Consider the following 26,456-nt stretch of genomic DNA (forward strand, 5'->3'; position numbering starts at 1 on the left):
CACACCCTGTCCAATCTTGTAGATACAAAAGTCACCAATAGACCTCCAACTTTTCGATCACTTGTTCTGCAATCAAATCCAGTGGCAAATAATACGTATGAAAGGCCCAAACTGCCGCGGGCACACCAATCAGAATAGCCAGGACAACCATGCTCCAGCCAATCCGGCGCCTAATCATCTCTCCTCGTGAGGGCAAATAGGGAATGGTTGCGATCGGCCAAACTTCGAGCTTGTTGATCAAATCCTCTGGACGACGCACCGTACGGTTGAGAAGTTCCAGCAGAACAACCAAAGCCAGGCCAAGCGAAATGCCAAAGGCAGTTCCCCCTGCCGCTACCATCATGCGGTCGGGTTTTGTCGGTGCAGCTGGCGCGACAGGATATTCGATTACCGATATGCGCTGACCCTGTGCTGTCACTTCAATCCGTTCACCGGTCGATGCCGCCGCCAATCGATCGACCACACTGTTATACTGGGCCTGGATGTTGTCATGATCCCGCTGCAGCTCTGCAAGCGCAATCGCGTTGGCCGGGGTCTGATCAATCGTCAGCGTCAGCTTGGCCAAGCGGTCCACAATTGAAATCCTTTGATCCTCAAGGGCCGAAATCTGAGAATCAAACTGGGCCAGTTGTAGATCCAGCGTCGAGTTGCCCGTCTGAGGGTTAGTCGCTGCTGTGTTGGCTGCCTGTTCGGCAACTACAGTTTCTTCCAATTTGGAAATTCTGGCACGCAGAAGCCTTATCTGCGGATTGGTTTCCGAATAGATCGCGAGCTTCGAGTCGAGTTCGTTCAGCAACTGATCCAGCTGCGCCTGCGCAGGTGTTCTGTTTTGCTGTGCTACGCCCACGATCTGGCCGGTTGAACCATAAATCTCCAAAAGTTTCTCGCGTTGGCTTTTAAGCGAGAAAATCTGCTGATCCGTTTGTTCTAGATTGGTCTGCAATGCCGCTTGCTGCGCGGTTCGGAACTGAAGGTTACTTGGCAATGCGTCGGAATTTTCTCTCTCGAATTCCAATATCCGGGAACTGCGTATATCAAGCTCCTTCCCAAGACGCTCGACTTCTTTTTCAAAAAAACTAAGCGTATCTGACGCGCGGTTCTTGCGATAGGTCACGTCGAGCTTCTGAATCTCGGTCAGGTATTCATTCAACACCCCGGCAGCGATCTGACCCGATCGCGCATTGAAGAAAATTGTCATTAGGTTGGCTTGGCCCTGACCAGAGCTGATTTGAATCGTCGTGTTGTTGCGCATGACACCAACAATTTGATCGGGGCTTGCATTGTCTATGTTTTCCAGAACCAACTGCTTTCGCGCTATTTCCAGAAGAACCGGCCGTGTGAGCAGGCGCTGCTCAACGATCTGCATCTGTTCGAAAGCAGGAGTATTGACAGTACTGGACGCCAGGTGCCCAGAAATCTGAGGAGATTCAACGATCAGCCGCATTTGAGCCTCGTATGACGGAGGCAACGTTATCGCTATGATGACGGAAGCCACCGAAACAACCAAAGACACAGCAAGGAAATACGGGAGCCGCCTCAGAAAAATGGAAGAATAGTAACGAACCGGGCCCATTTCAGACTATTGCCTCCTTTTCTAGTGAATTCCCCCCGAAGAATACACCATCTTCGACCACTTGATTGACAACATCTTCATCAACTTTGTCAGCTTCGTTGGTCCAAGCGTACATCAGGGCGAAATCGCAAAACTGATTCACCAGGCGCGGAACGCCGCGGGTCTGCTGAAAAATCAGTGCGCAGGCGTCATCCGTGAACTCCTCGCCTGAGCCACCCGCCGTCTTCATCCGGTGCCGGATGTAGGCTTCGACCGAAGCTTCATCCATCCGCTCCAGATGGAAACTTGCAGCCACCCTTTGCGTCAACTGGCGCATTTTCGGGTCCAGAACCAAATCACGTAGTTCGGGCTGTCCGACCAGAACAAGCTGGATCAACTCATCCGTGTTGGCATTGATGTTGGTCAGCATGCGGATTTCTTCAAGCCCTTCGACTGTCAGGTTCTGCGCTTCATCGAAAATCAGAGCCACCCGCCGCCCAGCGGCATATTCCGAGACCAGAAAATCCTGCAGCGCCCTGAACAGCTGCACGTAGGTGGCGTCTTTATTAATCGGCAAACCCAGCGCATGAAGCACCCATTGCAGCAACTCTCCTCGCCCGCCCTGTGCGTTGGAGATCAGCCCGACGGTGATCTGCTGCTCCATTTCGCTCAGAAGTTGCTGAACCAGGGTCGTCTTGCCGGCCCCGATCTCACCAGTCAGCAGCGTAATCGGTGCGCAGCTCATGATCCCAAATTGCAGCACCGAATAACCGCGTTTATGCAGCGGTGACCAATACATAAACCCAGGGTCCGGAAGCAGCGTAAAGGGGCGCCGGTCCAGCCCGAAGAATTCTAAATAAAACCCGTCACTGGACGCCATTGCACCACGGTTGCCTTCCGCCTTGTCAAACCTCGTACTGGCCCCCCGGAGATTACCCACACTCATACCCTGAACCACCAGAAACCTCTTACACGATACACATATTACATAAATCAAATGCAGCTGGGGACTACTCTGCCACAAAATCACACTAGCAATCAGCACTAAATTTCACACTTGGTGATTTGGCGCTCGCCCACCTCAATCCCTGGTGGTATCCGTCGTAATGCCCATCAAACACTTGAGAAGACTGTGCAGAAAAGCGGCAAAGAGACCAAAGACTAGCCTCACAAAGAAAATTCCCGCCCCGCCGCACAATGCAGTATTAAGCACCAAAAACTAAGTTTTATGCAAATTGTTGCAGTATTGGATACAGAATCTCACAAGACCCTCAATCAGGTCTGGCGCATCCCAGCTCCAAACAACCCTGAAATACCCACTCTTTTCAGGTTCTGCGCACAAAGCTGTCATGATTAATGTTTTGCAAGATGACCAGAATTTGTTAATCTTTGCGAGTGGAGCAGGCTGGTATCGTGTGTGTAAACGGCAATGCTCTGCAATATAATAAAACAATATTTCTTAAATATGTGACGAGGTTGAGCGTAGTCAGTTTCTGAGTTGGGTAAGTGGTTCTTGGTTTTTTGTTTGTGCTGGGGGTTTAAATAGTGACAAGTCATTCGAAGGACGTAGCCGATACTGGCTACTCTAATATTTCTGTTGCACCTGCCCTGGCGACCTACCCAGGGATTTACAGAAGTGTAGGAAAACGCATCTTTGATATCGTCTTTGTGCTGCTTGCAGCGCCGTTTGTTGTGCCCATGGTTTTGTTCTTGGCCGTATTTCTGGCCTGCCAGGGTGTGACGCCTTTTTATCGGCAGGAACGGGTCGGCAAAGACGGCAAGATTTTCAAAATGCTCAAGCTGCGCACCATGGTGCATGACGCCGAGACAGTTCTCAAAAAGCATCTGGCAAACAACCCGGGCGCACGGGAAGAGTGGGATCGCAATCAAAAGCTCCTCAATGATCCGCGCATCATCAAGTTCGGGTCGTTTCTGCGCAAATCCTCGATGGATGAGCTACCGCAGTTCTGGAACGTTTTCACAGGCGAGATGTCCATGGTCGGCCCCCGCCCTATGATGGTGAACCAGCAAAAACTGTATCCTGGCGATTTCTACAATTCCATGCGGCCGGGCATCTCTGGGCCGTGGCAGGTTTCCAAACGCAACCAGTCTACTTTTGCCGAGCGTGCATTTCATGATACTGAGTATTGGAAGAGTATGTCGTTCGGCACTGATCTTTCCATCCTGATCAGGACGGTTTCCGTTGTTTTGCGCGGCACCGGCTGCTGAGGCAGGGCACGCCACAAGGTGGGTACCTTTCGTAGATTCTGCGGGAGTACAGCGTTGCGTGTAACTTTTTTATCCTTTGGCAACAGATTGGCGGCTGTTTTTTTGGCGGCAGTTCTGGTGTTGAGCGCATGTGACACAGCCGAAGAACGGGCCGAGGCACATTTTCAGGCTGGTCTAGCCCTCCTTGAAAAGGATGATGTCGAGAGCGCGCTGTACGAATTCAAAAACGTCTTCAAACTGAATAGCAAACACAAAGAAGCCCGCCTGATCTATGCCCGGCTGGAACGTGAACGCGGCAATACCTCGATCGCTTACAGCCAGTTTCTGTTACTGGTTGAGCAATACCCGGACAACCTCGAAGGACATCGCGCGTTGGCTGAGATGGCTTTGGAAACTGAGAACTGGGAAGATCTGCGCCGCTATGCGGGTGTTGCAAAAGAACTTGCCCCCGATGACATCGAGATCAAATCCCTCAACAACTCGCTGACCTATACCGAGGCCGTCAACACCAAGAAAACAGCCGAGGCAGAACTCACCGTCGCCATCGCCCATGATTTCCTAAAGGACCGCCCCGACCTGTTGTCCGCGCGACAGATCGTCATCGACGATCTGGTCCGCTCTCAGGATTGGGAAACTGTGTTAAGCGAAACCGATATTGCTCTAAGCTTTGCGCCGCAGCAGGCCAAGTTGCATACCATTCGGCTCGGCGCGTTGCAGGAACTGCAAAAGCCCGAGGAAATCGAAAAACAGCTGATGCAGATGCAGCAGGTCTTCCCCGAGGACACAAGCATTCAGCAAAGTCTTTTCGAACATTATATTAGCTATAAGAAACTGGATGCCGCCGAAGGCCTTCTGCGGGAACAATCAGAGCAGGAGGCGCAGGACCCCCTTTCGACGCAAAAACTCATCGCGTTTCTGGCAGAGTACCGTGGCCCTGACCTGGCGATTGCCGAGTTGGATCAGATTATTGCTTTGGACACAATCGATACGCCGCGATTCAAAACCACGCGGGCAGTGCTAAAATTCCAGATCGGGGACACGCAAACCGCACTTGGCGAGATGCGGGAGTTGCTTGCGAACGCAAAGCGGACCACGCAAACCCGCGACAGCGAAGTGGAATTCGCCCGGATGCTATTGGATGTCGGCGAGACCAAGGAAGGCCGAGCTTTGATTGAGCGCGTCCTTGTCGAAGACCCAACACACATTGAAGCTGTAAAATTGAAGGCAGCGTGGTTGATAGAAGAAAATAAAATCAACGACACAATCGTGCTGTTGCGCAAAACGCTGGATGTCACACCTCGGGATTCACAGCTTATGACCTTGATGGCGCGCGCCCACGAGCGCAACGATGATCGGGTTGTGATGGGTAAAATGTTGGCACTCGCGACAGAGGCGTCCCGGAATGCACAAAAAGAGACACTGAACTATGCCCGGTTCCTTCTTGAAGAGGACAATCTAGTAGTTGCCGAACGCGTATTGAACGACGCTTTGTACCGGCTTCCCGAGAACCCTGAACTGTTATTGGCTCTCGGCAATGTGTACCTAAACCTGCAAAACTGGGAACGACTCGATGTGGTGTTGAACAAACTCCGCAATCTGGACGACCCAAGCGCGCGTCAACGGTTAGACGACCTCAGATCACAAATGCTGTCGACCCAGCAACGCAAGGATGAACTGACGGCTTTCTTGGACGAACTGGCAAACGATCCTGAATTTGGCCTGTCAGCCGACATTGCGCTTATCCGGCAGATGTTAATACAGGGCGACGTGACCGGTGCCGCCAACCGACTTGATGAATTGCTGGCGGAAGACCCGGGATCGCTGAACCTGCGCTTTATGAAAGCTCGCGTTCTGACGGGTGAAGGTAAGCTCGACGAAGCCGAGCAACTTCACCGCGCGATCCTCAAAGATCACCCGGACGCGGCCCGTGTCTGGGCCAGCTTGTTTTCATTGCATATTCAGCGTGAACAGCTTGAACAGGCCCAAGCCATATTGGATGAAGCGCTATCAACTCTGCCGGAGAATCCAGATCTTTTATTGCTGCAGGCGACAGAACACGAACGCGCCCGGGAACTAGACTTGGCGATTGCGGTCTATGAAAAGCTGTACCCTCTCAGCAACCAGTCTCAGATCGTGGCCAACAAATTGGCAAGCCTTCTGACGAGTCACCGCAACGACGACGAAAGCCTGCAACAAGCGGCCCATCTGGCGCGACGGTTGCATGGGACAAGAATACCCGAATTTCAGGATACTTATGGCTGGGTTGCCTATCAGCTGGGCCGCTATCAAGAAGCGCTCATATACCTTGAGCCAGCGGCCAGGGCTTTGCCGGACCAACCCTTGGTACTTTACCATCTGGGCAAAACCTATGCTGCAATTAACCAGCCACAAGCGGCGTTGCACGCCTTTAGGGCCGCACAAGAAACTGGGGTTACAATAAATGTATCTCCAACATTAGAGGATGAAATAAAGCAATTGAACGCAGCAAATATCGCTGGACAATAATGCGGGGACGGAACGCTGCATTTCTGCCGCACCATGCCCCTGTCAAAAAACCAACAGATTGTTTTGAAAATAACATAAAGGTAAAAAGGGAGGGAAAAGTGAAAGATTTATATATGCGTACAGTTATAAGAGCATTGATTTCTCTAGTCTTCGCCATGGTCGCAGCATCAGCATCGTGGGCGCAAGGCTCGTATCAAATCCAACCGGGTGATGCGCTTCAGGTCGAAGTTCTGGAAGATCCCACGTTGAACCGAACCATATTGGTTCTGCCGGACGGCTCCATTAACTTCCCGCTTGCTGGCTCGCTTCGCGCAGCCGGGCAATCCACCAATGGGCTAAGCTCGTCGCTCTCGTCGGCGCTGTCTTCCAACTTCAATGCACCGCCGACTGTATTTATTTCGGTGGCATCGCTTGCACCACCCCCGTTGCAGGGCGCGCTCGCCCCAACCGGTCCGACGATCGACGTTTTCATAATGGGTGAGGTCAACGCACCTGGGAAACATATTGCGACAGAGGGTACGACCATTCTTCAGATTTTGGCTCAGGCTGGCGGCTTGACCAATTTCGCGGCCAGAAAACGCATCGAATTGCGGCGGCCCGACACTAAAACAGGCGTGATGAACAGATACACCTACAACTACAAAGGCACGGGCGGCGGCATCCAGGGAAATACTTTGCTCAAACCCGGAGACGTTGTTGTTGTTCCAGCACGCCGCTTGTTCGAATAGGGGCTTATACAGGTGGGAAAATTTAGGAACAGGCTGTCCGCTTCGCTGGGGTGCGGGGTAGCTTTTGCTGCATCATTGACGCCAGCAGTTGGTCAACAAAGCCCAATCCCACAACCGCCGATACAGCAGACGACGGCACAGACCACTGCTGCAACGCAGACACCGCTGCAGCAGTCGACCGCCCAATCAACGGTTGTTCAGCAAACGCCCAGCCAACAGCTGATTGCACAACAGGCTCTGCAGAACCCAGCCCGGCAGGTTGGCCCACCCACAATTGTCCAGTCAGCCGGTACGGGGTCTGACTTGATTGTCACGCTAGATTACCTGTCCTCACTGCGGCATGATAACAATCTCAGACTGACAGATCCGTCTCTCGGATCAACTACTTGGTGGGAAAACGAGCTTGCCCTGAATATCCTGAAGCAAGCAAACGATTCCACTTTGGCTATCGATTTATCGGGCTTATACCGGATCGCCAACGAACCGATCATAGGGACTGAATCATCGTTTTCTGATCCATCCGCGCAATTGGCTTATCAGCGTACCCGATTGAACAGCAGCCTTGACCTGCTGTTGGATTATACCGAACGGGATTTGGCCTTTAACCGGTCGCTGACAGACACCAACCTGGATGGCATCATTGATTCCGCCGACGTACTCGGAACCGCCGGAGATCAGATCAACACCCTTGCGAACCTGAGCTGGGCCGTGGGTCTGAATGCCCCTGTGGGATTCCAGTTCGACTACAGCCACCGCGAACGCCGCTATAAGGACACATTCGACCCGAGTCTGATCGAAAACAGATCAGATATTTTTGATTCAGCACTGTTGTTCCAGATTTCTCCGGTTTTACAGGGAAATTTGAGCGTCGGTTACGAAGATTTTACGGCCGAAGACAACGTGCGAACTGAAACGCAGACTACAACTGTTTCAGCGGGAGGAGCATATAACCTCTCTTCCACGACATTCGTCTCGTTGGATGCCGGATACAGCCAGGTCGACGATACGCAACGTGCGACAAATACGAGTAACACCACTGAAAGCTTCGTCTGGAACTTTGCTTGGAACAAGGCGCTGTCAGATGGAAACGCCGACGTACGGATCAATCAAACATTCGGCGTGAACGGCACTAGGCTGAATGCAACTGCCGGACGCAACTACCAGCTAACAAACGGAACGTTGAATTTTGATATTGGTTTCACCCGGGGGCCTTTTGACGAGATAACCCCGATCGGCCAGCTCAACTATTCGTACCGGCTGCTTAGTTCCCGGATCGGTGCAACGATCCAACGACGGGTTGGTACCAGTACCGACAGCTTGGAAACACGCCAGACATTAGCCTTTCTGACATATGACTATTTCATTAATCCTGTTTCGGCGCTCTCTTTCAGTGTCGATGTTCTTGATCAGCAAACAGAAGGTTCAGGTCCATCAAACCCACGCACCCGGGGCACGATCAGCGCCTCTTACAGTCGTGCAATCACAAAGGACTGGGCGATGAATATTGGCTACCAATACGAAAGGGATGACCAAAATAACTTTACTGCCAGCTCAAGCACGGCGTTTTTGACCCTTGGGCGGCGATTCACTCTTAAACCCTGAGCCGCATTAAAATTGAATGCTCACCGGTCCCTTGACGCAGGCCGAGCGTGGCCGTGATCATCGGGATTTTGAGTAACCCGATCCGTCTTTGGATCGGCAGTACATTGGTGTGCTTTGCCACCTAAATCCTGCTGGCAACAACGCCGGGCCAAAGACAAGTGATCGGACCACTTGTTCACCCGCGTCAGCCCATCGCATTCAAGGGAAATAGATTCGACGCATGGTTAGCTTCTTTTAGCTTCGTTTCCGCCTTGTTATTCCTGCATACGGTAACTGCAGGTGGCGGATTCTACGTGGCACACGCTAGACCAGAGATTTGGCATTGTCCTGTGGGGGGGGGCGATAAGAGGTCTTCTAATAGGGTTTGCGAATCGATAGTCGCATGAAGCTTGCCGTATTACTCCGTGCAGTGCTGGATCTGATCACACCCCCAAACTTATTTGGTGGCGGGCATCTAAGTGCGCGTCCCCTTCTTTTTTGCTAACGCTTCTGGCTTCAATCCTGTCTTTGAAAACACTCTTACTGGCGATCCGTGATCGCAACGCTCGTGGGGTCGTTGCTTTTTTTGGAGAGTACCACAGACCCCAAGTCTTATGGCCCCATTGCATACCCTTGTCTTCTCTTATGATCTTCAACGAAACCCCAGTGCCGACAATTGGCAACCCCACACAACAGCCCAATCGGGTGGCCGGATCACTAGGCGATTTACAGGCTACACTTGAAAGATCAGCGAGGATACTGATCGCACGGCAGCTTCAGCTTCAGCTGTTTTGCCTGAAGCAATAGCGGATACCGTCGTAATCTGTGCGATGGATTCTTTTGCAGCAGAAGATCGATGAGTTCAGGGTATTGGCCGCAGCCAAACCGTGGACGCTGTATCAACGCATAGCAGCCCAATAAACTATCTTACGTGCAAATAGAGCCCGTCTGCTCTGCTATTGTGATCTGTGCCTTGCACTCGTTTTCTCGGCGAGTAACTGATTAGATAACCGCACCAATCGCCGCTCTACGTAAAGGAAGTAAAGATGTGAGATCAGAATGTTGATCAAAAAAATCGCAAATGAGAGGGTGAGAAACGCGAAAAGGCTCAAATCGTCCAATTGTGGGATGAACGCCATTAGAAGCGGAATGAGAATCGCATGGATGAGATACAGCGCGTAAGAGGAATCCCCAAGCGGGCTGAGCCAACGAAAAAATCGCTGTCCAACGCCACGCGCCTCCAACGAAATGCATCCAATGACCAGCAATATACTTGGGATACCCCATAAAATTACCGAAGGGTATTGTTTGTAACCCAACCAAAGGCTTAGGCCAAACCCAGCCGCAGCTATCAGGATCATGGCGCTTGCTGAGCTGACGGTCGCCTTTAACCCACGTGTTGCCATCCACCCGATCCAAGCACCGGCTGCAAATTCAAGAAGTAAAACACTGGTGACCAATTTGGGAATCCCCATGAACCCCATGCTGGGAGGGATCAAGAAGACGCCCACAAAGATGCTGGCTACAAAAAACACGGTCAACCACAGAACCCGGTAGAACGCTGGCAAACCAAGTGCCAGTGCCAAGGCAAACAGCAGATAAAAGTAAACTTCGTAGGCCAGTGTCCAACCCACAAAGATCAATGAGCTTGCACCTTCTGGCAGCAGGAAAAAGGCGCCAAACCATTTTTCTGCGGTGTCAGGCAGTTGCGCACCCAGATAGAGGGCTGCCGGAATGCTCAGCGCCGCAATTAACCAGTAGGACGGGTAGATGCGCGAAAAGCGTTTTCTTAGAAAGGAACGCCAGTTGCTGCTGCTGTCTTGGTTGGTCCACATCATGATGAAGCCACTGACAACAAAAAAGATATGAACACCGGCAGAACCCAAGCCCGAAATGTAGTTGCTTACCGGAAAAGCGTCAGTGCTTGAAATATCAACAAAATACACACTGTGACGCAATGCAACGGCAGACGCGGCAATCGCCCTGAGCGCTTGAATAGAATATAGCAATACAACATTCCATTTGCCGAAAAGGGAGAAAAACTATGACATGAATTGGTAATACGTCAAGCAAAGTGCCTGGATTCACTTGTTTGCATGCCTTCTCATGCGAGAACTGTTTCCTGAAAATCGTTAAATAGCCAGGGCGGCCCCTACCCTTTCCAAATACGCTGATACGCCGCGATCAGAGCGGGTATCTGATGGGGCCAGGCCATTTCCGCCTCAACCCGCGCACGGCCATACCGGCCCATGGTGGCGCGACGTTCGTCATCCGCCAGCAATTCAGTGATCTTGTCCGCCATATCCACTGGATCGTTGGCTTTTGCATAAAGCGATGCCTCCTGCGCGGAAAAGCGCCCTTCGGTCACATCAAACTGAACGATGGGCTTCTTGAACGCCATGTATTCCAGAATCTTGTTCATGGTGGATTTGTCGTTCATCTCGTTCACCCGGTCCGGGTTCACGCAGACATCCGCGGTCGATAGCACCTCGAACAGGTCATGATCCGGCGCGCGGCCGGTGAAGGTGACATAATCCGACAATCCCATATCAGCGCATTGCTGTTGCAGCTTATCCAGGCTGGGGCCACCGCCCACAAGGCAGAACTGGACATCGTCGCGCCCGTGGACCTGCACCAGATGCGCCACCGACTCCAGCAGTAGGTCGATCCCCTCCTGATCACCCATCACGCCGACATAGCCCACCATATACTTCCGCCCGTTGCGCCAGTCTGGGTTCGGGGGCAGGTGCTGTAAACGGCTCAGGTCCGGGCCCGAGCGGACCACAAAGACATCCTCGGGCGCCATGCCGCCACGTTCGATGGCGATCTTGCGATAGCTTTCGTTGGTGGCAATCGACACCCGCGCCGAGGCAAAGGTCAGCCTCTCGAATTTCTTCATCAGTTTCCAGAAGAAACCCCGCTTGTTGAATTTGGCCTCGTACAGCTCGGGGTTGATGTCGTGGTGGTCAAACAGATAGCGCACCCCGAACAGTTTGAACGGCAGCGCCACCAGAAAGATCAGATCGGGCGGGTTGCAGCCATGTATGACATGGAAACCGCGCGTCAGCTTGATCCGCAACGCCAGCCAGCTTTCCCAGAACAGCGCCGCGCCGTATTCCAGCAGGTAGCCCAGTGCCCCGCTGGCATCCAAAGGCAGAGGGTGGCGATAGACCTTGATCCCCTCGTCTTCCCACACGCGTTCCTCATGGCCTTTGCCGGTGGGGCAGATGACCGACACCAGCGCGCCGGCGGCCGCCAGCGTGCGCGCCTCCATCCAGACCCGGCGGTCGAAAGGCACGGGCAGGTTTTCGACCACGATCAGAACTTTCAACCCCTTCAGGGGTTGGGTCTGGCGCAGTTCCTCAAACGAGATCGGTTGAACGGCAGGCGGCGAGCTAGTCATATTCATAGGTCCGCACCACCTCTGTATCGCCAAGGTTCAGATCATTGATAATCCGGTTCGATCCAATCACCAGATCCCAGGGCCCGGCCTCGGCCGTGGCTCGGTTCACCAGCAGGCTGCCCACATTGGGCAAATGGGTGAAGGCATAGCCCAGGTTCTGTCCCCGCAGATCAGCAGGTTCGATGGCCGGATCATAGATCGACAGTTGATAGCCTGCGTCCAGCAGCCGCCGGGCGATATCGACATTGGGACTTTCGCGCAAATCATCGGTTCCGGCCTTGAAGGCCAGCCCCGCCATCAGCACCCTGCCCCCTTCGGGCAACCGGGCCATGATGTCCTGCGCCTGATAGGTCTTGTGTGCCTGATTGGTCTGCAACAGGCTATCGATCAGATGCGTATGCGCACCGACCTCACTGGCGATATGTTGCAGCGCGCGGACATCCTTGGGCAGGCAAGACCCCCCGAACGCACCCCCGGGGCGCGTGTAATAAGCCGAGATGTTGAGCTTGGTGTCCGAGACAAAAATCTCATGCATGGTTTTTGCCGACACTCCCATCCGGTGGCAGACTCGGCCGATCTCATTGGCGAATGCCACCTTGGTCGCGTGCCAAGTATTGTCGACGAATTTGGTAATCTCGGCCTCTTCAAAGGCGGTGTAGAACACCGGGGCATCCAGGTTTTCGTGCAGGGCGTCCATCACGTCAGAGCGATTTCCATCCGCTGTGCCGACGACGATCTTGGGCGGGTTGAAGTAATCGTCCACCGCCGACACTTCGCGCAGGAATTCCGGGTTGTAGATGATTTCGACGGCCTGTCCCGTCCGCTCCCCCAAAGCGTTCCGAAAGATCGGCTCGATCAGTTGGCGCACCGTGCCAGGCCGGAAGGTAGAGCGATACGCCACCGTCAGTGGCCGCGCCCGATCGGGCGACACGGTCTCGGCAATCTGGCGCGTCACCTCAGCCACAAAATCCATGTTATGCGACCCGTCAGTCGCGCTAGGGGTGCCAACACAGACAATGGCCAAATCTGCATCAGACAGATCCGGTGTTTCCACCACCGCATGTATCAGGTTCTTGCTAAGCGCTTCGGTCAGCAGTTCAGCCACTTTGGGTTCTTTAATCGGGGGCTGACCAGCATTGATTTCAGCAACCTTATCGGCGTTCACGTCGATGCCGATTACCGCGTGCCCTTCGCGAGTCAAACAGCACGCCGCCGTGAAGCCCACATAACCCAGCCCGAAAATTGCAATTTTCATACCGCAATACCGCTCTAAAACTCAGCACCCAATTATCTATCCTGCCGCGACAAAAGACATGTAAACCGTCGTGCTTGGCTTCTTTCTGCATTTGGTGTCCAATTCATGACACCAATTGAGAATGTACTTTGAAACAGAATTCAACGTACGGGTACGAGATACGAGTATCATTTGACAAATAAGACAAAACCGTTGCGAGGCACATACAAAATAGCACTATGCTGACACTTATCAGTCGTCTGATCAGAACACCAGAATCGCGATCTCACACGTCTAAGGACCTCACAATGGATCGCGAATATGGAAACATTAATGCAGATATGCGTCGTTTGTTATGAGTTTGGGAAGTTAACAGTTTGAAGCAGCCGTCCGATCCTGTTGAGGATAAAAGCACGTCTGCCCGCACGTCCGCTCTTGCGGTGGGGGCAACCACATTGCTTGCCTCCAGCCTGTTTCGGCAAGCGCTTGGATTGATCACACTGATCGTAACCGCCCGGCTGCTTGCACCAAAGGATTTCGGTATCGCCGCCTATTTCCTGGTCGCCACGGCCTTTTTGGAAATGATGCAGCGGCAGATCGCAACAGTTCTGATCCGACTGGACGATGTCACTGTTGAGCATCTCAAAACCGTTTTCACCTTTCAGGTAATCCTTGGCGTCGTTGCTGCGCTGTTTTTCTACGTTACCCAGCCATTGCTTGCCCTGCTCGAAATACCCGAGCTGATCCAACTGGCACCCATTCTTTGTGCCCTTTCACTGATTATAGCTCTGAAAAGCCCCCGCTTCGTCCTTTTTGAACGCAAACTACGGTTCAGCTTCGCCGCCGCCGAGGAAACGATAAGCCGGATCGTGTATTCGATCATTGCAATCAGTCTGGCGTGGCTTTGGGGTGATTTCTGGTCAATTATCGTCGCCAGTGTCTGTGCGCTGATAACGCGCAGTATCTGGACCTACAGCATGGCCCCCATGACCATACGATTGTCATTGGCACGCTGGCGCGATTGTTTGTCCTTTTCGGTCTGGACCACGGGCGCCCAAGTCTCATTGTTTTTCTCGAACAACATGCCGCAACTTATCATCGGTGCCACCCTGGGGCTGGCCGATGCGGGTGTATTCCGGCTTGGGAACAGGTTGAGTACACTTGTCACAACACAGCTGTTCGCCCCGTTGCAACGTGTGCTTTATCCCGGGCTTGCAGATATATCGCGCAACACCGACCGCCAAGATGAGGCGTTTAATCGGCTGAACGAATTGCTTCTTGCGATCGTGTTACCGGTTTCCCTTGGGATGGCATTAGTGGCCAATCATATCGTCGTGGTCGTGATCGGCTGGCAGTGGTTGGGCATCGTACAGGTCATATGGATTCTGGCCCCGCTCAAGGCGCTTGAAACGCTGCACGAAAACGTGCGGTCCGCCGCCTATATTGAAGGCTCTACCAGGATACTGTTTATCCGGAACACGTTCCTTTTGGTGTTCGTCTGCCTGCTGATGCGCGAAGGGGTGGAATTCGGTTTCTCAGGCGCGCTGATCGCAGCAGGCATCGCCAGCTTGGTCACAATCTTTACAACTCTGATGATTGCGAAACGTTATGGAACCCGCACGTTTTTTGGGCCAATAACTGTTGCCTGGCGGTCATTTGTGTCCACTCTGGCGATGGTTTCTGTTGTTCTGTTCGTCAGCAGCGCCTTTGGCAGCGGCGACGCGGTGGGTTGGGCCTATGAAACAGAGGAAGACCTGCCATTGCTGCGCTTTCGATTTGCGATCAAGGTTCTGGTCGGGATCTTGACCTACATCGGTACGCATTTCCTGCTTTGGAAGCTAAGCGGTAAACCCAAAGGCGTCGAAAGCATGACATTGGAGTTGGTGGCCAAAATAAGATCCAGACTCGTCACGGCGCATTAAGGTTCTGCATTGGACTTCGCCTTACTCAGGACATGTCCCGCACCTCAGCTCGAAAGCACTTCTTGCAGAGCGGATACAATGTGATCGATATGATCCTCTGAAAGATATTGATGCAGCGGCAAGGACAGAACTTGGTTCTTTAGCGCTATTGCCTCATCCTGACCGGTCCAATCCAGATTTCGATGGAACCCAGCCCACCAAGGCGTGGCACCGATACCACGCGCCTGCAAATCACGCGCTGCCCGGTCGCGCCCGTTCACCACAAGCGGCATGATCAGTGGGCAAGTCTCGGTTTCGAGTTCCGACTTCAACATCTCAACGCCCTGTACCTTTTCGAGACGCTCGCGATATCGATGCCAGTTGGCTCGTCGGATTTTGATGGTATCAGACACCGAAAACGAACGAAGCTGCCGAGACGCAACGACGCTGATACGGCGCCTCTGCAAATCTGGATCAAAGTAATAGTGCCCGGGAATATCGTCCATCTCGTCGGTTGTTACATCGTCCGGTTCTGTCATCCCAGACCCGCCGGACAAAGCACGTTTCAGGATTCGGGCCCGGGTAGATCCCAGCACATTTACCAAGGTTGACCGTGCCACTATCTTCGCGACCACTTTTACCGGTGCCGGGCGTGGAAACGGCACAGCCGCGGTCAGATCGGGGGCGTTCACGACCAACGCCCCGCCTTCCGGCACCGGTACGAATTTGTGAAAGCAAAAAACCGAGATATCGCCGGTGCGCCCTTCTGCCGGGCTTTTTCCGCTCAGAAGGCTCAGCGCACAATCTTCGATCATCCGCAGCCCATAGTTGTTGCAAAGCGCGCGCAGGGCGGTCAGTTCAGGCTGAATAATTCCAAAATAATGCGTGACATAGATTGCCCGCGTTCGGGCCGTAATCAGTGGCTCGATCCGAGCGGGATCAGTACGCAGGTCTTTACCGACCGGATAAAGCCGCACCTTCAGTCCGGCCTGCACAAGCGGGTCAACCTCTGATCCGCAGTTATAAGCCGGTGCCAGAATTTCGTCCCCGTCCTGCAGCCCCAGCACATCACACGCAGCATGTATCGCGACCCGTGTCTGAAATGCATAATGCACCTTCCGGTTCGCAAGTAGTGCGAGAATACCACCCTGCGCATCCTGCTTCCAAAAACTGCCTGCCCTCATGGGCATGTTCGCAACGGCGTCGGCAATTCGGTTCCGCGTCATCTTGTCAGCGGCTTCCAGCTTTGGCGGGACGTAAAGCGCGATTCATTGTGAATTCCGATCAACCTGAAGCCAAGTTTTTCTATGTTTCTCCGTGACGTGTAATTGTATTCGTGACAGGCGATAAAAAAGCGCCGCGTTCCCGCCTGCAACCTTTCGGCCATCATGGTCCGATGTACCCTGACCTGCAAGCTACGCCCCCTGAATTCAGGCAGGACAACGATCTGAAAAAGTATTTCTGCATCTGACGGCACCGCGCAGAAGAAGTGTTCATCTTCATCGGGACCCAAAATCCAGGCAAGGCAACAGACCTCTCCGTCGAGGGTTGCCGCCCATAGCCAGCGATCTTTGTCGAACCAGCTCTTGTCGCCCCATTCCAGGTTTTCCTCGCCGGATTCCAGTCGCCGCCGCAGGGTCTCGGGCAGATCGTGCCAGCCTGAAACCCTGCTAACTTCAAGTGTTGGATCATCCGCAGGCTGGTTTTTCAGAAAGTCATCCCCATCAAGCTGAAACACCAAATTTCTTCGACGCAATCCGATATCTGCAACGGTTGCCCAAGCTTGATGCAGAAAAGCCCCGGCGCCGCGATGGGCCGCACTACGCAGCAGGATCAGCTTTTTTCTCTGTCCTAATCCAAACACGCGTCACACCTCCTGCAGCGCCGTGGCCCCTACCCCGATTTGGTCAGGGCCTGCGCCGCCCTGACACCGCGCCGTGCGACCTGTTTCAACTGTGACGGAACCACATTTGCCCGGTGGAACAGACGATGAGTGACCAATGTATGTTCTGCCACGCGTCTGACCGGGCGTGGCTTGAAATAGGTTTTATATTCAAGAACGCTGAAATCAGGATGGCTGCGGTCGATATCGGGCAGATACCCTTCGACATCCAAGTTTTTGCATCCCTGCTCCATCGCCCACTTCATCCCCCTGAGCCAAAGCAATGGAGCAATGCGCAGATTACCAATCAGGCTGGCCGCGGCGGGGTCCGCCACAAAACGCCGGGCAAAGGCCGTAATCCGACTGCGATATAACAAAAACCCGCCCAAGAATGTGTCCTGGTGATAAGCGGTGAACAGAACCCCGGCCTCGGGGTCGTTATATACATTCTGAAATCCGGCTTCGTATTCGGGGCGTGTGACCGGGGTCAGGTTGTTGGGCTTGATCACCAGCGCGTTTAGGCAATCAAAAAAAACCGCGATCTGATCAGGCGACGTGATGTGACGGATTTCGACATCCGTTGCCTCGATATTGCGCAGATTTCGACGCGCACTTCTTGAAAACGAGCTGCGCAACTCATCCAAAGAACGGTCGAGGCCAATCAGCCCGGTATCACGATGGGGCGCTGGATCGGTTATCTCCAACCCGGCTTGCGTAAATCTCTGATGCAGCTGATCGGCGTCATCATCCAGCCAATATGGCGTGACCTTGATGGCATCGACCTTTGCAAAACGAGGGTGACCTGACACGGCGACCACAAATTCAGTCAGCGTCTCGGGATCGTCGCAGATCGGCCCGCTCAGCGCCAGGGCTACCGAATATCTACCCACCAATATCCGGCTGCGGTACAGCGAAAACAGGCCTACGGCGCAAATTTCCCCCTGTCGACGCGCGATCGCAAAAACCACAGTTCCGCCGATTGCACGCTCGACATCGGCAAACCGAGGGTCCTGTCTGGGGTGCTGATGCTGGCAGCTAGCCACAAATTCACGCCATTCATGTATTTGTTCACCGGTCAGGTCATCGTAACATTCGATATCCATTAACCACTCACTTTCCTGGCGCGACCACAAACCGTCAGCCAAAAATACAAAACCTGTTAAAATCGCCATCCTTTTCAAAAATATAGAAGGTATATGCCACAAAATGTAAAAATAATTCACCGCCTCGGTGGTTTCGCGCGCAGAAATGCGGATCATTGGCCTGTGTATTGGGGAATTAAGCGCCTGTTGCGATGTGTGTTTCCTCGGAATCGAGAGTTACATGAGTGTTTTATCTGAATCAGAAAGCACGGGATGCGCTGTTTCGATTGTTATCGTAAACTGGAATACGCGCGATATTTTGCACGATTGTCTTCAATCCATAGAAAATCAGACACGCCTGCCTCATGAAATCATTGTGGTGGATAACGCCTCGGGCGATGGCTCGGCCGAAATGGTCAGTGAAAATTTTCCCAACGTTAAACTGATCGCCAACCCCAGTAATCGCGGCTTTGCTGCGGCCAACAATCAGGGGTTGGAGATTGCCAAAGGCGACAAGCTTTTGCTGCTCAATCCCGATACGATCATCCTGGACCATGCGATCGACGTCATGAGCGGATGGCTCGACGCGCATCCGGATGTTGGGTGCGTTGGATGCCAGGTGTTCGAAGACCCCGAAACCATACAGCTGACCTGCTTTGCCGATCCCGGACCGCTAAGCGTGGCGGTTATCGAGTTTGGGCTGAAACGGCTGCTTCCATGGCCGGAATACGGCGGTTGGGACCGGACCACACCGCGCGACGTGGATGTGGTCTCGGGCATGTTCATGATGGTCCCGCGCCCGGTGTTCGAAAAGGTCGGGCTGCTGGACGACGCCTTTTTCATCTATTCGGAAGAGGCCGACTGGTGCCGACGTATCCGAGATGCCGGCTGGCGCTGCGTCTTCGCCCCCGAAGCTCGGATTCTACATCTTGAGGGTGGATCGAAAAGCACCGCACAGATCAAGTCCCGCATGTATGTGCAAAAGCAAAAGAGCAAGACGATCTATGCACGAAAACACTATGGCCGGGTCGGAGAGCTGATAACGCGCAGTATCTTCGTCACCAGCGCGCTGCTGCGGGGCACCACCTTTGGCCTGCTGGGTCTGGTGCGTGCCACACCTGACCGCTCGGCCCGGTTGCGGCTGTCGGGAGCCGCGATCCGGTATCATCTGTTTGGGCAGGAACCTGCCACGTGATGGATGCGGTTTCCACCAGATCACAAGAAGCGCTCGAATGCCTTCAGGCACCGGCCCAGGCCCTTGCCATAAGGGCTGAATGGGATGATCTGGTCACGGCAACCGGCGCCGATATCTATTTCCTGAGCGATTGGCAGGTCGCCTGGTGGGACCACTATGGCAAGAGCTTTGCCTCCAGCCGCCGTCCTGTGTGTTTCATTCTGCGGGACGGGCCCGAGTTGATCGGTGCCTTGCCTTTTTGCATCGAAACGATCTGGGCCGGACCAGTTCCCGTACGCATCGCTCGGCTGGCCGGGGTCGATCCCAATTTCGCGGTCATGGCCTTGCCTATTGCCACCGGTCACGAAGAGGCCGCCCTGCGCGCCGCCTTCACGCATCTGACCCAGCAACTGAACTGCGCCGCCATCAGTCTTTCCCCGATGTCAGAGCGTTCGGTATCGCTGAAAATCCTCCGCTCCATGGATGTGCAAGACGTGTTGCTCTTGCGCGACGACAGCCCGCGCGGACACACTTTGATGGACCTGCCCGACAGCTTTGATGGGTTCATGAAGACGCTATCGAAAAGTCGGCGGCGCGAGGTACGACGGGATATCAAGCGCTTGAATGAAATAGCGCCTTTAAACAACACCAGCTCAAGCCCGGATATGGTCGATCCAATGATGGACCGGTTCATCGCGCTGCACACAAAACAATGGCGGGCCGCTGGGAAAGGCGGGCATTTCTCGGATTGGTCCGTAGCCGCCGGATTCTATCGCGACCTACTGCACCGGCTGGCCCCCAGTGACCGGGCCATGATTGATGAGCAATGGCAAGGCGACAGGCTGCTGTCGAGCCAACTGCGCTATACTCAGGGCGACAAGGCCTATTGGTGGCTGAATGCCCGTGAAACAGATCCTGAATTTGAAAAAGTCGGGCTGGGGCGTGTGGGGCTGATCGAACGGGTAGAGGGGCTGATTACGGATGGTATCCAGCTGGTCGAGGCCGGAGCCGGGGAATACGAATACAAACTGAGTTACGGCGGTACGCTGGTGCCGATCCATAACATCGTGCTGGCCGCGAACCGTCCTGCGGCGCGGCTGAGGGCGCGGGCTTTGCTGTGTTGGGCGGATGCGCTGCACCTGTTTTACTACCGCGCCTGGTTTCTGAAGATTCGACCCCGGCTAGGGCTGAAACCCGGCAAGCTCTGGGCCAGCTGGATACGGACACGACTATGACCGGGTCTCTGACACTGCAAACCGTTGCTGCCGAAGACTGGCCCCGGATCAGTGCCGAATTTCGCGACCTGACCTATGAGCAAACCCTAACCTATGCGCAAGCGGCGGCACGGCGGATCGGGGCCCAGGCGCAATTTGTCAACCTGTCAGATCAGACAGGCAGACCCGTTGCTGCGGCCTGCCTGCGCCTGAAATTAGTGCCGGGCCTGGGGCGAGGCATCGTCTGGATCCCGGCTGGTCCGCTTGTACATCACGAGACCACGCCACAGACACTAGAGGCCGTGTTTACTGCCCTGCGCACCTATGCTGAGCAAAGCGGACATATCCTGCGGTTCCGACTATCTGCGTTATCGGCGCGCAACGTCTCGTCGGTAGATCAGGTTGCCGCTGGGGCTGGCTTTGTGCCAACGGATCGGGCGTCTCACTACAGGACGGTGATCGTCGATTGTGAGAAGGATGAAGACACCTTGATGCGCGCTTTGCACGGCAAATGGCGCAATCCTCTGCGCAATGCGCTCAAGGCGGGGATGGAACTTGAAACTGGTCCGATAACGAACCTGTTCGGGCGCTTTTCCAAGCTCTACGAACAAGTGCAGGCCGCCAAAGGGTTTCAGCCGGACATCCCACCGGAATTCTATTACGCCCTGTCTGGGTCGGATTTCGAACATGACGTTTTAATTGCACGCAAAGACAACGTGGATATCGGCGCGATGACGATCGGATATACCCGCCACAACGCCACTTATCTGTTCGGGGCGACATCGGATGCAGGACGGAGGCTTAATACAGGGCATTTTATGATGTGGCAGGCCATGCTTTATTGTCAGGACCGAGGACTCAAGTGGTTTGATCTGGGGGGCATTGATCAGGACGCCAATCCAAGTGTCACCCGCTTCAAACTCCGCACCGGTGGTGTGAACACTATGGCGGCGGGTCCGTTTGAGGCCCGACAAAGTGGGCTTGGCACAGGTCTAATCAATCTTGCTGAAACACTGCACAGAAAGCTGAAATCCTGACATGGCCCGATTGATTGGTCTCAACTTCCACGGCATAGGCACACCGGCCCGCGACCTTGAAGAAGGCGAGGCACCCTACTGGCTGTCTGAGGCACAGTTTTTTGACGTTCTAGACCGGGTTGCAGACAGCCCCACCCCGTCGACCTACTGCCTGACTTTTGATGATGGCAACCTCTCGGATTACAAGATCGCCCTGCCCGCCTTAAAGCAGCGGGGGCTGACCGCGACGTTCTTTGTTTTGACGGGACGATTGGACGAGCCCGGCTCCCTGACCCGCGATCACGTCAAAGCACTGATGTCTGCCGGAATGGGTGTTGGCAGCCACGGGATCGCGCATGTCGCCTGGAATATGTTAGGAACAGCCGCGCTTGAGCAAGAGCTGACCGGCTCACGCGAAGTGCTGCAAGAACTAAGCGGTGCTGCGGTGACCAAGGCGGGGATACCCTTTGGCAGATACAACGCCCGCGTCCTACGTGCCCTGCGCCGCACTGGTTACAAAACCGCGTTTTCCAGCGATGCGGGATATATGAGCGACACCGCGTTTCTACGCCCGCGCACATCCTTGCGCGGGGATATGACACCGGCTGAGATTGACGCGATCCTTGCGGGTCGGATGCCTGTCAGCAGACGAATGCGTCGCACGGTCAGCATGATCAGAAAACAGTTTTTACCCCTGGAAAAAAAATCCCTTAGACAGCGCCCGTCGAACCTGTAACTGGGGTTCGGGCGTATCCGAATTTTTCCAGAACCTGTCCCAGTTCCTGTTCAATATATGCCACATGCTCGGGCTCTAACTCGTCTTTCCACTGACCGCTGCGGCTGCTGCGGATATGCGCGCCCTCATTGGTTTTCGTGGCAGAGACCTTACTGCGCTTTCCGGCCTCAAACAGACGCATCAGGCGGACGCCCAATTCATGCTCTTGCCCCTGCAACCCCAAGAAATTGAACATCTCGGAATAGACCGCATCACGCTGATCCCCCATCAGATCGTCGTATGACACCTCAAGAATATTCGGATCATCCAAATCCCAGGTCTCAAGAATTTCGCGGCTAAAAAAGATGAAATGACGGATTGTCATGAACAGGCCTTCGGTTTTGTCCGCGGCCTGCAGCTTTTCCTGATAGGTCTGCCCGTTTTCATCCGGGATATGGGCCCAAAGCTCATTGGTCCACAGATGATAGTGATAAGAGGATACGATTATGTCGCGCGGATCACGCATGATATGTATCCCCCGATAGGGGCCAACTTCAGACCAAGGCGTCCGGCTATGGGCCGATAGAAAGACCCTGGTTTCAGGCTGAGGCGCCAGTTTCGAAAGCTCCTCAAATCGCGCATCCAACCCAAAAGCCAGAAACTTTAGCACAGCTTTGAAATAGGTGGTCATGGCCTTGTGGTGCGTCGCGACGAAAATTTTGGGTTGATCTTTTTCGCCAGTACGCGCGCGCCACCTGTTGGACATTAGAAGTGGCAGAATTTGCCAAAACTCAGGGTTTTTCAAAAGCCCATAGTTTTTGCGAAACGAGATGGGAACCTGTGTCAGTTTCTTTTTCAGCGCCGATCGCTTCGGCTTTCGGCCAATTCCGGCATCCGTCGTAATTTTACTTTGCTGAACTGACACTTGTCGAAATCCTCTTGCATCGTTCACCGAACACGCGTCTGTGCCGCCGCCAACATTGGCCCATTCACGTGTCTTCCGACCCAAATCGAGTATATCTTATTCGCCGCCTTCCGCTTTGTTTCATCTCAGATTGTGGCTGATCGCTTTCTTCTTTGGCATTGACCATCCAAAGACCTGCGCCCAGCAAAAACATCAAAAGACACAATGTTGCATCCCAGACGTGCACGGTAACGGCTGCAATGCAAAACCCGGTCAGAGAAAAAAGGTACCCCAGTCGGAAATTTTCCAACCTGCTGGGCAATTGGGCTCGGCCTAAAATCACATAGATCACAATTATGGCAGCCACCAAAAATATGAGTGCTGGCAACCCATAGCGCAAAGCGATGACCAGCCAAAAATTATCAACACTTCCAAGCATCCATCGCGGGCGTGTCCAAGGATTGAACCCAAGCCCGAATATTGGATTTCTAATGACGTCATCTGACGCATAGACAAAAATGTTAATCCGGTTGAAAGCTGTTGACTTCTTAAACGTCAGGTAGGCTGCAAACAGCTGGGCAGGAGGCCTGTCCGCGGCGATTTCAAGGAACAAGTACAGCCCGCCAAGCATATACAACAACATGTTCCACTTTTTCTGTAAAAACGCGAATACGTTCTTCCAGGTCATCAAACCAAGCTGCACCATGATCGCAAGCCATGCCCCTGCTGACAAAGACACAAAAGTGGCCAGAAAGACGCCTCCTGACCTGCTAACTTTGTATGTGAAACCCCTGTCATTCCCCAGGACATACCAAACCAAAGAAAAGGCTACGCTGCAGAAAACACCGTAAAGGATCGGGTGCGGCATCGGCCCCTGTGCCCGGAAAAAGCCCAAGCGCGGTTCGAGTGGAATTGTAGGATATACGTTCCCCACCTTGCTGAACAAATCGAGAAGCATAGAATTGTTCGAAATGAACTGATTGAGGCTAAACGGCAGCATGAGCAGTACCGCAATGAACATCCAGCGCACAAAAGCACGGAATGCATGCTCGTCCCGTATCAACCAGCGCGCTATGAAATACGGACCCGTCGCCTCGACAAATGCGATACCGTTATATTCCCATCTCGAAAACCCGTGGTGGAACACGATCGCCAACACTGTCCAGAATGCAAATCCTAAAATCAGGTAGTCCGGCGCATAGTACCCTCCGGACCCATCAAACCAACGGATCATTGCCGGTACAAAGAAAATCAACAAAACCATGCGATAGCCGCTGAGTTGCAGCCCCGCAACCTGAAAATACAGCGGTAAAATGAAGCTTAGAAACAGCAATGGGAGGATAAACGACCCTGACGAGCGCCCGGTACTGTCACCCGTCGCCTGCAAAGCCCCTCTTGTACCTGTCGATGCTACCAATGAAACTCACCACCATTTTGCGCTTATGATACCAAAAATATCTCCGACCAGTCTGTTATCCCCACCACGGATCACAGAAAAAAAGCACTTTTTTGATAAATATCACAAAGGCTGTGGCTTTCATCCGGTTTAAATCATAGCAGCATTGGATTTAGTTATGCTGCAACATCCTCAAGCGCTTTTTGGTGCAAAGCAAAATCTGCCGCATAATAGTCTTTTACGAAATTACGTATTTCGGGTTCCTCAAAAACAGAAGGCAAGACCGAACCACTTGGCTTCATTAGTATTTTTCGGGCTGAAATGCGCAGCTTCTCGTGTATCGGGTCGGGCAATACTCGCTTGGCAACTGCGCTGCCTGCGTACATGACGCGGCTCAACCCCTGGTAACGAAACACCGTAGTCTGGTTGATATGACCAATTTCCAGTGCGTCGGTCCCGATAAGGCGAGCCAGGTCAGAAACGAAACAATCCATCCGTTCGACAGGGTATAGGTTCCTGACCAGCCGTTTGCCGTCGACCTCAATGAAGCCCGATTGCCGGGTGAAATGGATATATTCCGGCGCAATCACAGCAGGTTCTGATTGTAGATAGGTAATAACCTTGCCGATCTCGTCGCGTATCTCTCGATCCTCAAGCTGCGCGAATTCTTGGCCCAAATACATCTTTGCACGTTGGGCCATGGCAGACCGGAACCGTTGCAACGGATCGCGCAAAAGCGCGTAGCTTTCATAGGTCTCAAGCTTACTGAACGCTTCGGGGTCCAGGTCTCGCAACAAGGACAACGGCAAGTGGCGGAAATCGACCTCACCCAGTTTCGGATGGTTCTCTACAGCTTTCAGAAACCGGCTGTCGGCGTCATGAAATGGTAAGACAGCGTTTCGCACCGATGTTCCCGCGCATTTGGGAACATGAATAAAAATGAAGCGATAGCGATCAGACAAAATCATAAATCATGATCATAGACAGAATACAGAACTTACATAGTGTTATGTGAAAAAGTCCCGCTGAAATTTTGGTGTGGCAAACAGCGACGGGGCGCAATTTTGCGCCCCGTCCAAGATGTTTCACTTTGCCTGCTGGCTACATATAGCGGCGTCAGGCAATCAGCGCGTTGTCGAAAACAGTAGTATCGACAAACTCGACCTCATCATCGATCGCAAAGGAGCTGACCTCACCATCGATATCGGCCCGCCATTGTGATCCAATCGTCCAATTCCGGTTGTTTACATCGCTAAAGTCGAAGTCCACGCCGGTTTCATCAATGACAACCTGATCATCAACAAGAACCTGCAAACGGTCCTCGTCTTCATCCACCAGAACGGTGATCTCATGTTTTTCGAGATCGTTCAGGCCAATGTCCTTTGCTTTGAAGCCTTTGTGGAATTTGGCGTCATTATTGGCGACTTTCACGACCAACCCATCGTCTTTGAGAATCAAGCCAATTTTCTGGTGATTCCAAACAAGGCGCTGCGCGCTTCCATCGGCTTCGTCCCGGGCAAATTCGACCGTAAACCCAAGCTCACTTGAACCACTGAATTCTTCGAGTCGACCCAAGTTTATGTAGTCGTCCTTTCCATCGAATTCTACAACGGGGCCGGATCCGGTATTCACGACGGTCGTGTCACCCTTCAGTCCGATGTCGTCTTGATTCAGCAAACCTCCAATATCGAGAACAAAGTCATCGAACATCATCTGAGACGATTGGCTTGAATCTGGTTGCGTGACCCCGTTGTCAGGTTGGGTTGTCCCGCTATCAGGTTGAGTTGTACCGCTGTCAGGCAGAGTCGTCCCGCTGTCAGGCTGGGTCTTCCCGCTGTCAGGTTGAGTTGTCCCACTGTCAGGCTGGGTTGTACCACTGTCAGGTTGGGTCGTCCCGCTATCGGGTTGCGTGGTCCCACTGTCAGGCTGGGTTGTACCAC

21 protein-coding genes are annotated in these 26,456 nt (G+C 53.4%); 9 read left to right on the forward strand and 12 right to left on the reverse strand.

The window, feature by feature from the left end; translation table 11 throughout:
- Nucleotides 1-31: 31 nt before the first annotated feature.
- Together ACR0AL_RS09200 and ACR0AL_RS09205 are read right to left on the reverse strand one after the other, a co-directional pair.
- On the reverse strand, nt 32-1,573 hold the full coding sequence (locus tag ACR0AL_RS09200; RefSeq protein WP_170376757.1) for a GumC family protein: 1,542 nt from the start codon (nt 1,571-1,573) through the stop codon (nt 32-34).
- Between the two features lies 1 nt (nt 1,574).
- A complete protein-coding gene (locus tag ACR0AL_RS09205) occupies nt 1,575-2,351 on the reverse strand; it encodes an ExeA family protein (protein ID WP_254438758.1) in 777 nt (258 codons plus the stop codon).
- Between the two features lie 746 nt (nt 2,352-3,097).
- Here ACR0AL_RS09205 and ACR0AL_RS09210 point away from each other — a divergent pair.
- The 4 genes from ACR0AL_RS09210 (at nt 3,098) to ACR0AL_RS09225 (ending at nt 8,616) form a co-directional block, all read left to right on the forward strand.
- Nucleotides 3,098-3,781, forward strand: coding sequence for a sugar transferase (locus tag ACR0AL_RS09210; protein ID WP_170350112.1), 684 nt, complete (start codon nt 3,098-3,100; stop codon nt 3,779-3,781).
- A gap of 87 nt (nt 3,782-3,868) precedes the next feature.
- Nucleotides 3,869-6,286 (forward strand): tetratricopeptide repeat protein, encoded by a 2,418-nt coding sequence (locus ACR0AL_RS09215; protein ID WP_170350113.1) that lies wholly within the window; start codon nt 3,869-3,871, stop codon nt 6,284-6,286.
- A 98-nt stretch (nt 6,287-6,384) separates the two neighbouring features.
- On the forward strand, nt 6,385-7,014 hold the full coding sequence (locus tag ACR0AL_RS09220; protein WP_368039997.1) for a polysaccharide biosynthesis/export family protein: 630 nt from the start codon (nt 6,385-6,387) through the stop codon (nt 7,012-7,014).
- Nucleotides 7,015-7,026: 12 nt separating this feature from the next.
- Nucleotides 7,027-8,616, forward strand: coding sequence for a hypothetical protein (locus ACR0AL_RS09225; protein ID WP_480647480.1), 1,590 nt, complete (start codon nt 7,027-7,029; stop codon nt 8,614-8,616).
- A 935-nt stretch (nt 8,617-9,551) separates the two neighbouring features.
- On the opposite strand, the gene ACR0AL_RS09230 is transcribed toward ACR0AL_RS09225, so the two are convergent.
- The 3 genes from ACR0AL_RS09230 to ACR0AL_RS09240 all read right to left on the reverse strand — a co-directional run bounded on the left by ACR0AL_RS09230 (nt 9,552) and on the right by ACR0AL_RS09240 (nt 13,253).
- A complete protein-coding gene (locus ACR0AL_RS09230; RefSeq protein WP_170350115.1) occupies nt 9,552-10,604 on the reverse strand; it encodes an acyltransferase family protein in 1,053 nt (350 codons plus the stop codon).
- A 143-nt stretch (nt 10,605-10,747) separates the two neighbouring features.
- Nucleotides 10,748-11,998 (reverse strand): glycosyltransferase family 4 protein, encoded by a 1,251-nt coding sequence (locus tag ACR0AL_RS09235; RefSeq protein ID WP_170350143.1) that lies wholly within the window; start codon nt 11,996-11,998, stop codon nt 10,748-10,750.
- Nucleotides 11,991-13,253, reverse strand: coding sequence for a nucleotide sugar dehydrogenase (locus ACR0AL_RS09240; RefSeq protein ID WP_480662747.1), 1,263 nt, complete (start codon nt 13,251-13,253; stop codon nt 11,991-11,993). Before ACR0AL_RS09240 ends, ACR0AL_RS09235 begins: the two co-directional genes overlap by 8 nt.
- A gap of 356 nt (nt 13,254-13,609) precedes the next feature.
- Here ACR0AL_RS09240 and ACR0AL_RS09245 point away from each other — a divergent pair, with 356 nt between their 5' ends.
- Nucleotides 13,610-15,154 (forward strand): oligosaccharide flippase family protein, encoded by a 1,545-nt coding sequence (locus ACR0AL_RS09245; protein WP_170350117.1) that lies wholly within the window; start codon nt 13,610-13,612, stop codon nt 15,152-15,154.
- A 44-nt stretch (nt 15,155-15,198) separates the two neighbouring features.
- Here ACR0AL_RS09245 and ACR0AL_RS09250 read toward each other — a convergent pair whose 3' ends face one another.
- The 3 genes from ACR0AL_RS09250 to ACR0AL_RS09260 are packed head-to-tail and all read right to left on the reverse strand — an operon-like array spanning nt 15,199 to nt 18,118.
- Nucleotides 15,199-16,359 (reverse strand): DegT/DnrJ/EryC1/StrS family aminotransferase, encoded by a 1,161-nt coding sequence (locus ACR0AL_RS09250; RefSeq protein WP_480662749.1) that lies wholly within the window; start codon nt 16,357-16,359, stop codon nt 15,199-15,201.
- On the reverse strand, nt 16,356-16,997 hold the full coding sequence (locus tag ACR0AL_RS09255) for a GNAT family N-acetyltransferase (RefSeq protein WP_480662751.1): 642 nt from the start codon (nt 16,995-16,997) through the stop codon (nt 16,356-16,358). The genes ACR0AL_RS09250 and ACR0AL_RS09255 overlap by 4 nt, the downstream gene beginning before the upstream one ends.
- 29 nt (nt 16,998-17,026) lie before the next feature.
- Entirely contained in the window at nt 17,027-18,118 is a 1,092-nt protein-coding gene (locus ACR0AL_RS09260) for a lipid II:glycine glycyltransferase FemX (protein WP_170350120.1), read from the reverse strand.
- A 220-nt stretch (nt 18,119-18,338) separates the two neighbouring features.
- Between ACR0AL_RS09260 and ACR0AL_RS09265 the strand changes: the two genes are divergently transcribed.
- The 4 genes from ACR0AL_RS09265 to ACR0AL_RS09280 are packed head-to-tail and all read left to right on the forward strand — an operon-like array spanning nt 18,339 to nt 22,237.
- Nucleotides 18,339-19,292, forward strand: coding sequence for a glycosyltransferase family 2 protein (locus ACR0AL_RS09265; protein ID WP_480647483.1), 954 nt, complete (start codon nt 18,339-18,341; stop codon nt 19,290-19,292).
- The gene (locus ACR0AL_RS09270) at nt 19,292-20,506 is read left to right on the forward strand and encodes a GNAT family N-acetyltransferase (protein ID WP_170350122.1); all 1,215 of its coding nucleotides are present in this window, start codon (nt 19,292-19,294) and stop codon (nt 20,504-20,506) included. The genes ACR0AL_RS09265 and ACR0AL_RS09270 overlap by 1 nt, the downstream gene beginning before the upstream one ends.
- Nucleotides 20,503-21,522 (forward strand): lipid II:glycine glycyltransferase FemX, encoded by a 1,020-nt coding sequence (locus ACR0AL_RS09275; protein WP_480662753.1) that lies wholly within the window; start codon nt 20,503-20,505, stop codon nt 21,520-21,522. The genes ACR0AL_RS09270 and ACR0AL_RS09275 overlap by 4 nt, the downstream gene beginning before the upstream one ends.
- 1 nt (nt 21,523) lies before the next feature.
- On the forward strand, nt 21,524-22,237 hold the full coding sequence (locus ACR0AL_RS09280; protein WP_170350124.1) for a polysaccharide deacetylase family protein: 714 nt from the start codon (nt 21,524-21,526) through the stop codon (nt 22,235-22,237).
- Here the strand turns inward: ACR0AL_RS09280 and ACR0AL_RS09285 are convergent.
- From ACR0AL_RS09285 to ACR0AL_RS09300, 4 genes are all read right to left on the reverse strand, one after another.
- On the reverse strand, nt 22,212-22,907 hold the full coding sequence (locus ACR0AL_RS09285) for a sulfotransferase domain-containing protein (protein ID WP_170350125.1): 696 nt from the start codon (nt 22,905-22,907) through the stop codon (nt 22,212-22,214). The genes ACR0AL_RS09280 and ACR0AL_RS09285 overlap by 26 nt on opposite strands.
- Before the next feature lie 298 nt (nt 22,908-23,205).
- Nucleotides 23,206-24,537 carry an O-antigen ligase family protein gene (locus ACR0AL_RS09290; protein WP_170350126.1) on the reverse strand — a complete coding sequence of 444 codons (1,332 nt, stop codon included), beginning with the start codon at nt 24,535-24,537 and terminating at the stop codon, nt 23,206-23,208.
- 155 nt (nt 24,538-24,692) lie between these two features.
- Nucleotides 24,693-25,484 (reverse strand): sulfotransferase family 2 domain-containing protein, encoded by a 792-nt coding sequence (locus ACR0AL_RS09295; RefSeq protein WP_170350127.1) that lies wholly within the window; start codon nt 25,482-25,484, stop codon nt 24,693-24,695.
- A 148-nt stretch (nt 25,485-25,632) separates the two neighbouring features.
- Nucleotides 25,633-26,229 (reverse strand): hypothetical protein, encoded by a 597-nt coding sequence (locus ACR0AL_RS09300; protein WP_170350128.1) that lies wholly within the window; start codon nt 26,227-26,229, stop codon nt 25,633-25,635.
- Nucleotides 26,230-26,456 lie beyond the last annotated feature (227 nt).

This window comes from Ruegeria sp. BB1 (genome assembly GCF_056539465.1).

What these genes read in the sequence shown, in the direction of transcription:
- ACR0AL_RS09205 (WP_254438758.1), bottom strand. Translation starts at nt 2,351, where the DNA reads ATGTATTGGTCACCGCTGCATAAACGCGGTTATTCGGTGCTGCAATTT.
- ACR0AL_RS09275 (WP_480662753.1), top strand. Translation starts at nt 20,503, where the DNA reads ATGACCGGGTCTCTGACACTGCAAACCGTTGCTGCCGAAGACTGGCCC.
- ACR0AL_RS09200 (WP_170376757.1), bottom strand. Translation starts at nt 1,573, where the DNA reads ATGGGCCCGGTTCGTTACTATTCTTCCATTTTTCTGAGGCGGCTCCCG.
- ACR0AL_RS09265 (WP_480647483.1), top strand. Translation starts at nt 18,339, where the DNA reads ATGAGTGTTTTATCTGAATCAGAAAGCACGGGATGCGCTGTTTCGATT.
- ACR0AL_RS09300 (WP_170350128.1), bottom strand. Translation starts at nt 26,229, where the DNA reads ATGATGTTCGATGACTTTGTTCTCGATATTGGAGGTTTGCTGAATCAA.
- ACR0AL_RS09235 (WP_170350143.1), bottom strand. Translation starts at nt 11,998, where the DNA reads ATGACTAGCTCGCCGCCTGCCGTTCAACCGATCTCGTTTGAGGAACTG.
- ACR0AL_RS09260 (WP_170350120.1), bottom strand. Translation starts at nt 18,118, where the DNA reads ATGGATATCGAATGTTACGATGACCTGACCGGTGAACAAATACATGAA.
- ACR0AL_RS09240 (WP_480662747.1), bottom strand. Translation starts at nt 13,253, where the DNA reads ATGAAAATTGCAATTTTCGGGCTGGGTTATGTGGGCTTCACGGCGGCG.
- ACR0AL_RS09280 (WP_170350124.1), top strand. Translation starts at nt 21,524, where the DNA reads ATGGCCCGATTGATTGGTCTCAACTTCCACGGCATAGGCACACCGGCC.
- ACR0AL_RS09295 (WP_170350127.1), bottom strand. Translation starts at nt 25,484, where the DNA reads ATGATTTTGTCTGATCGCTATCGCTTCATTTTTATTCATGTTCCCAAA.
- ACR0AL_RS09285 (WP_170350125.1), bottom strand. Translation starts at nt 22,907, where the DNA reads ATGACCACCTATTTCAAAGCTGTGCTAAAGTTTCTGGCTTTTGGGTTG.
- ACR0AL_RS09250 (WP_480662749.1), bottom strand. Translation starts at nt 16,359, where the DNA reads ATGACGCGGAACCGAATTGCCGACGCCGTTGCGAACATGCCCATGAGG.
- ACR0AL_RS09270 (WP_170350122.1), top strand. Translation starts at nt 19,292, where the DNA reads ATGGATGCGGTTTCCACCAGATCACAAGAAGCGCTCGAATGCCTTCAG.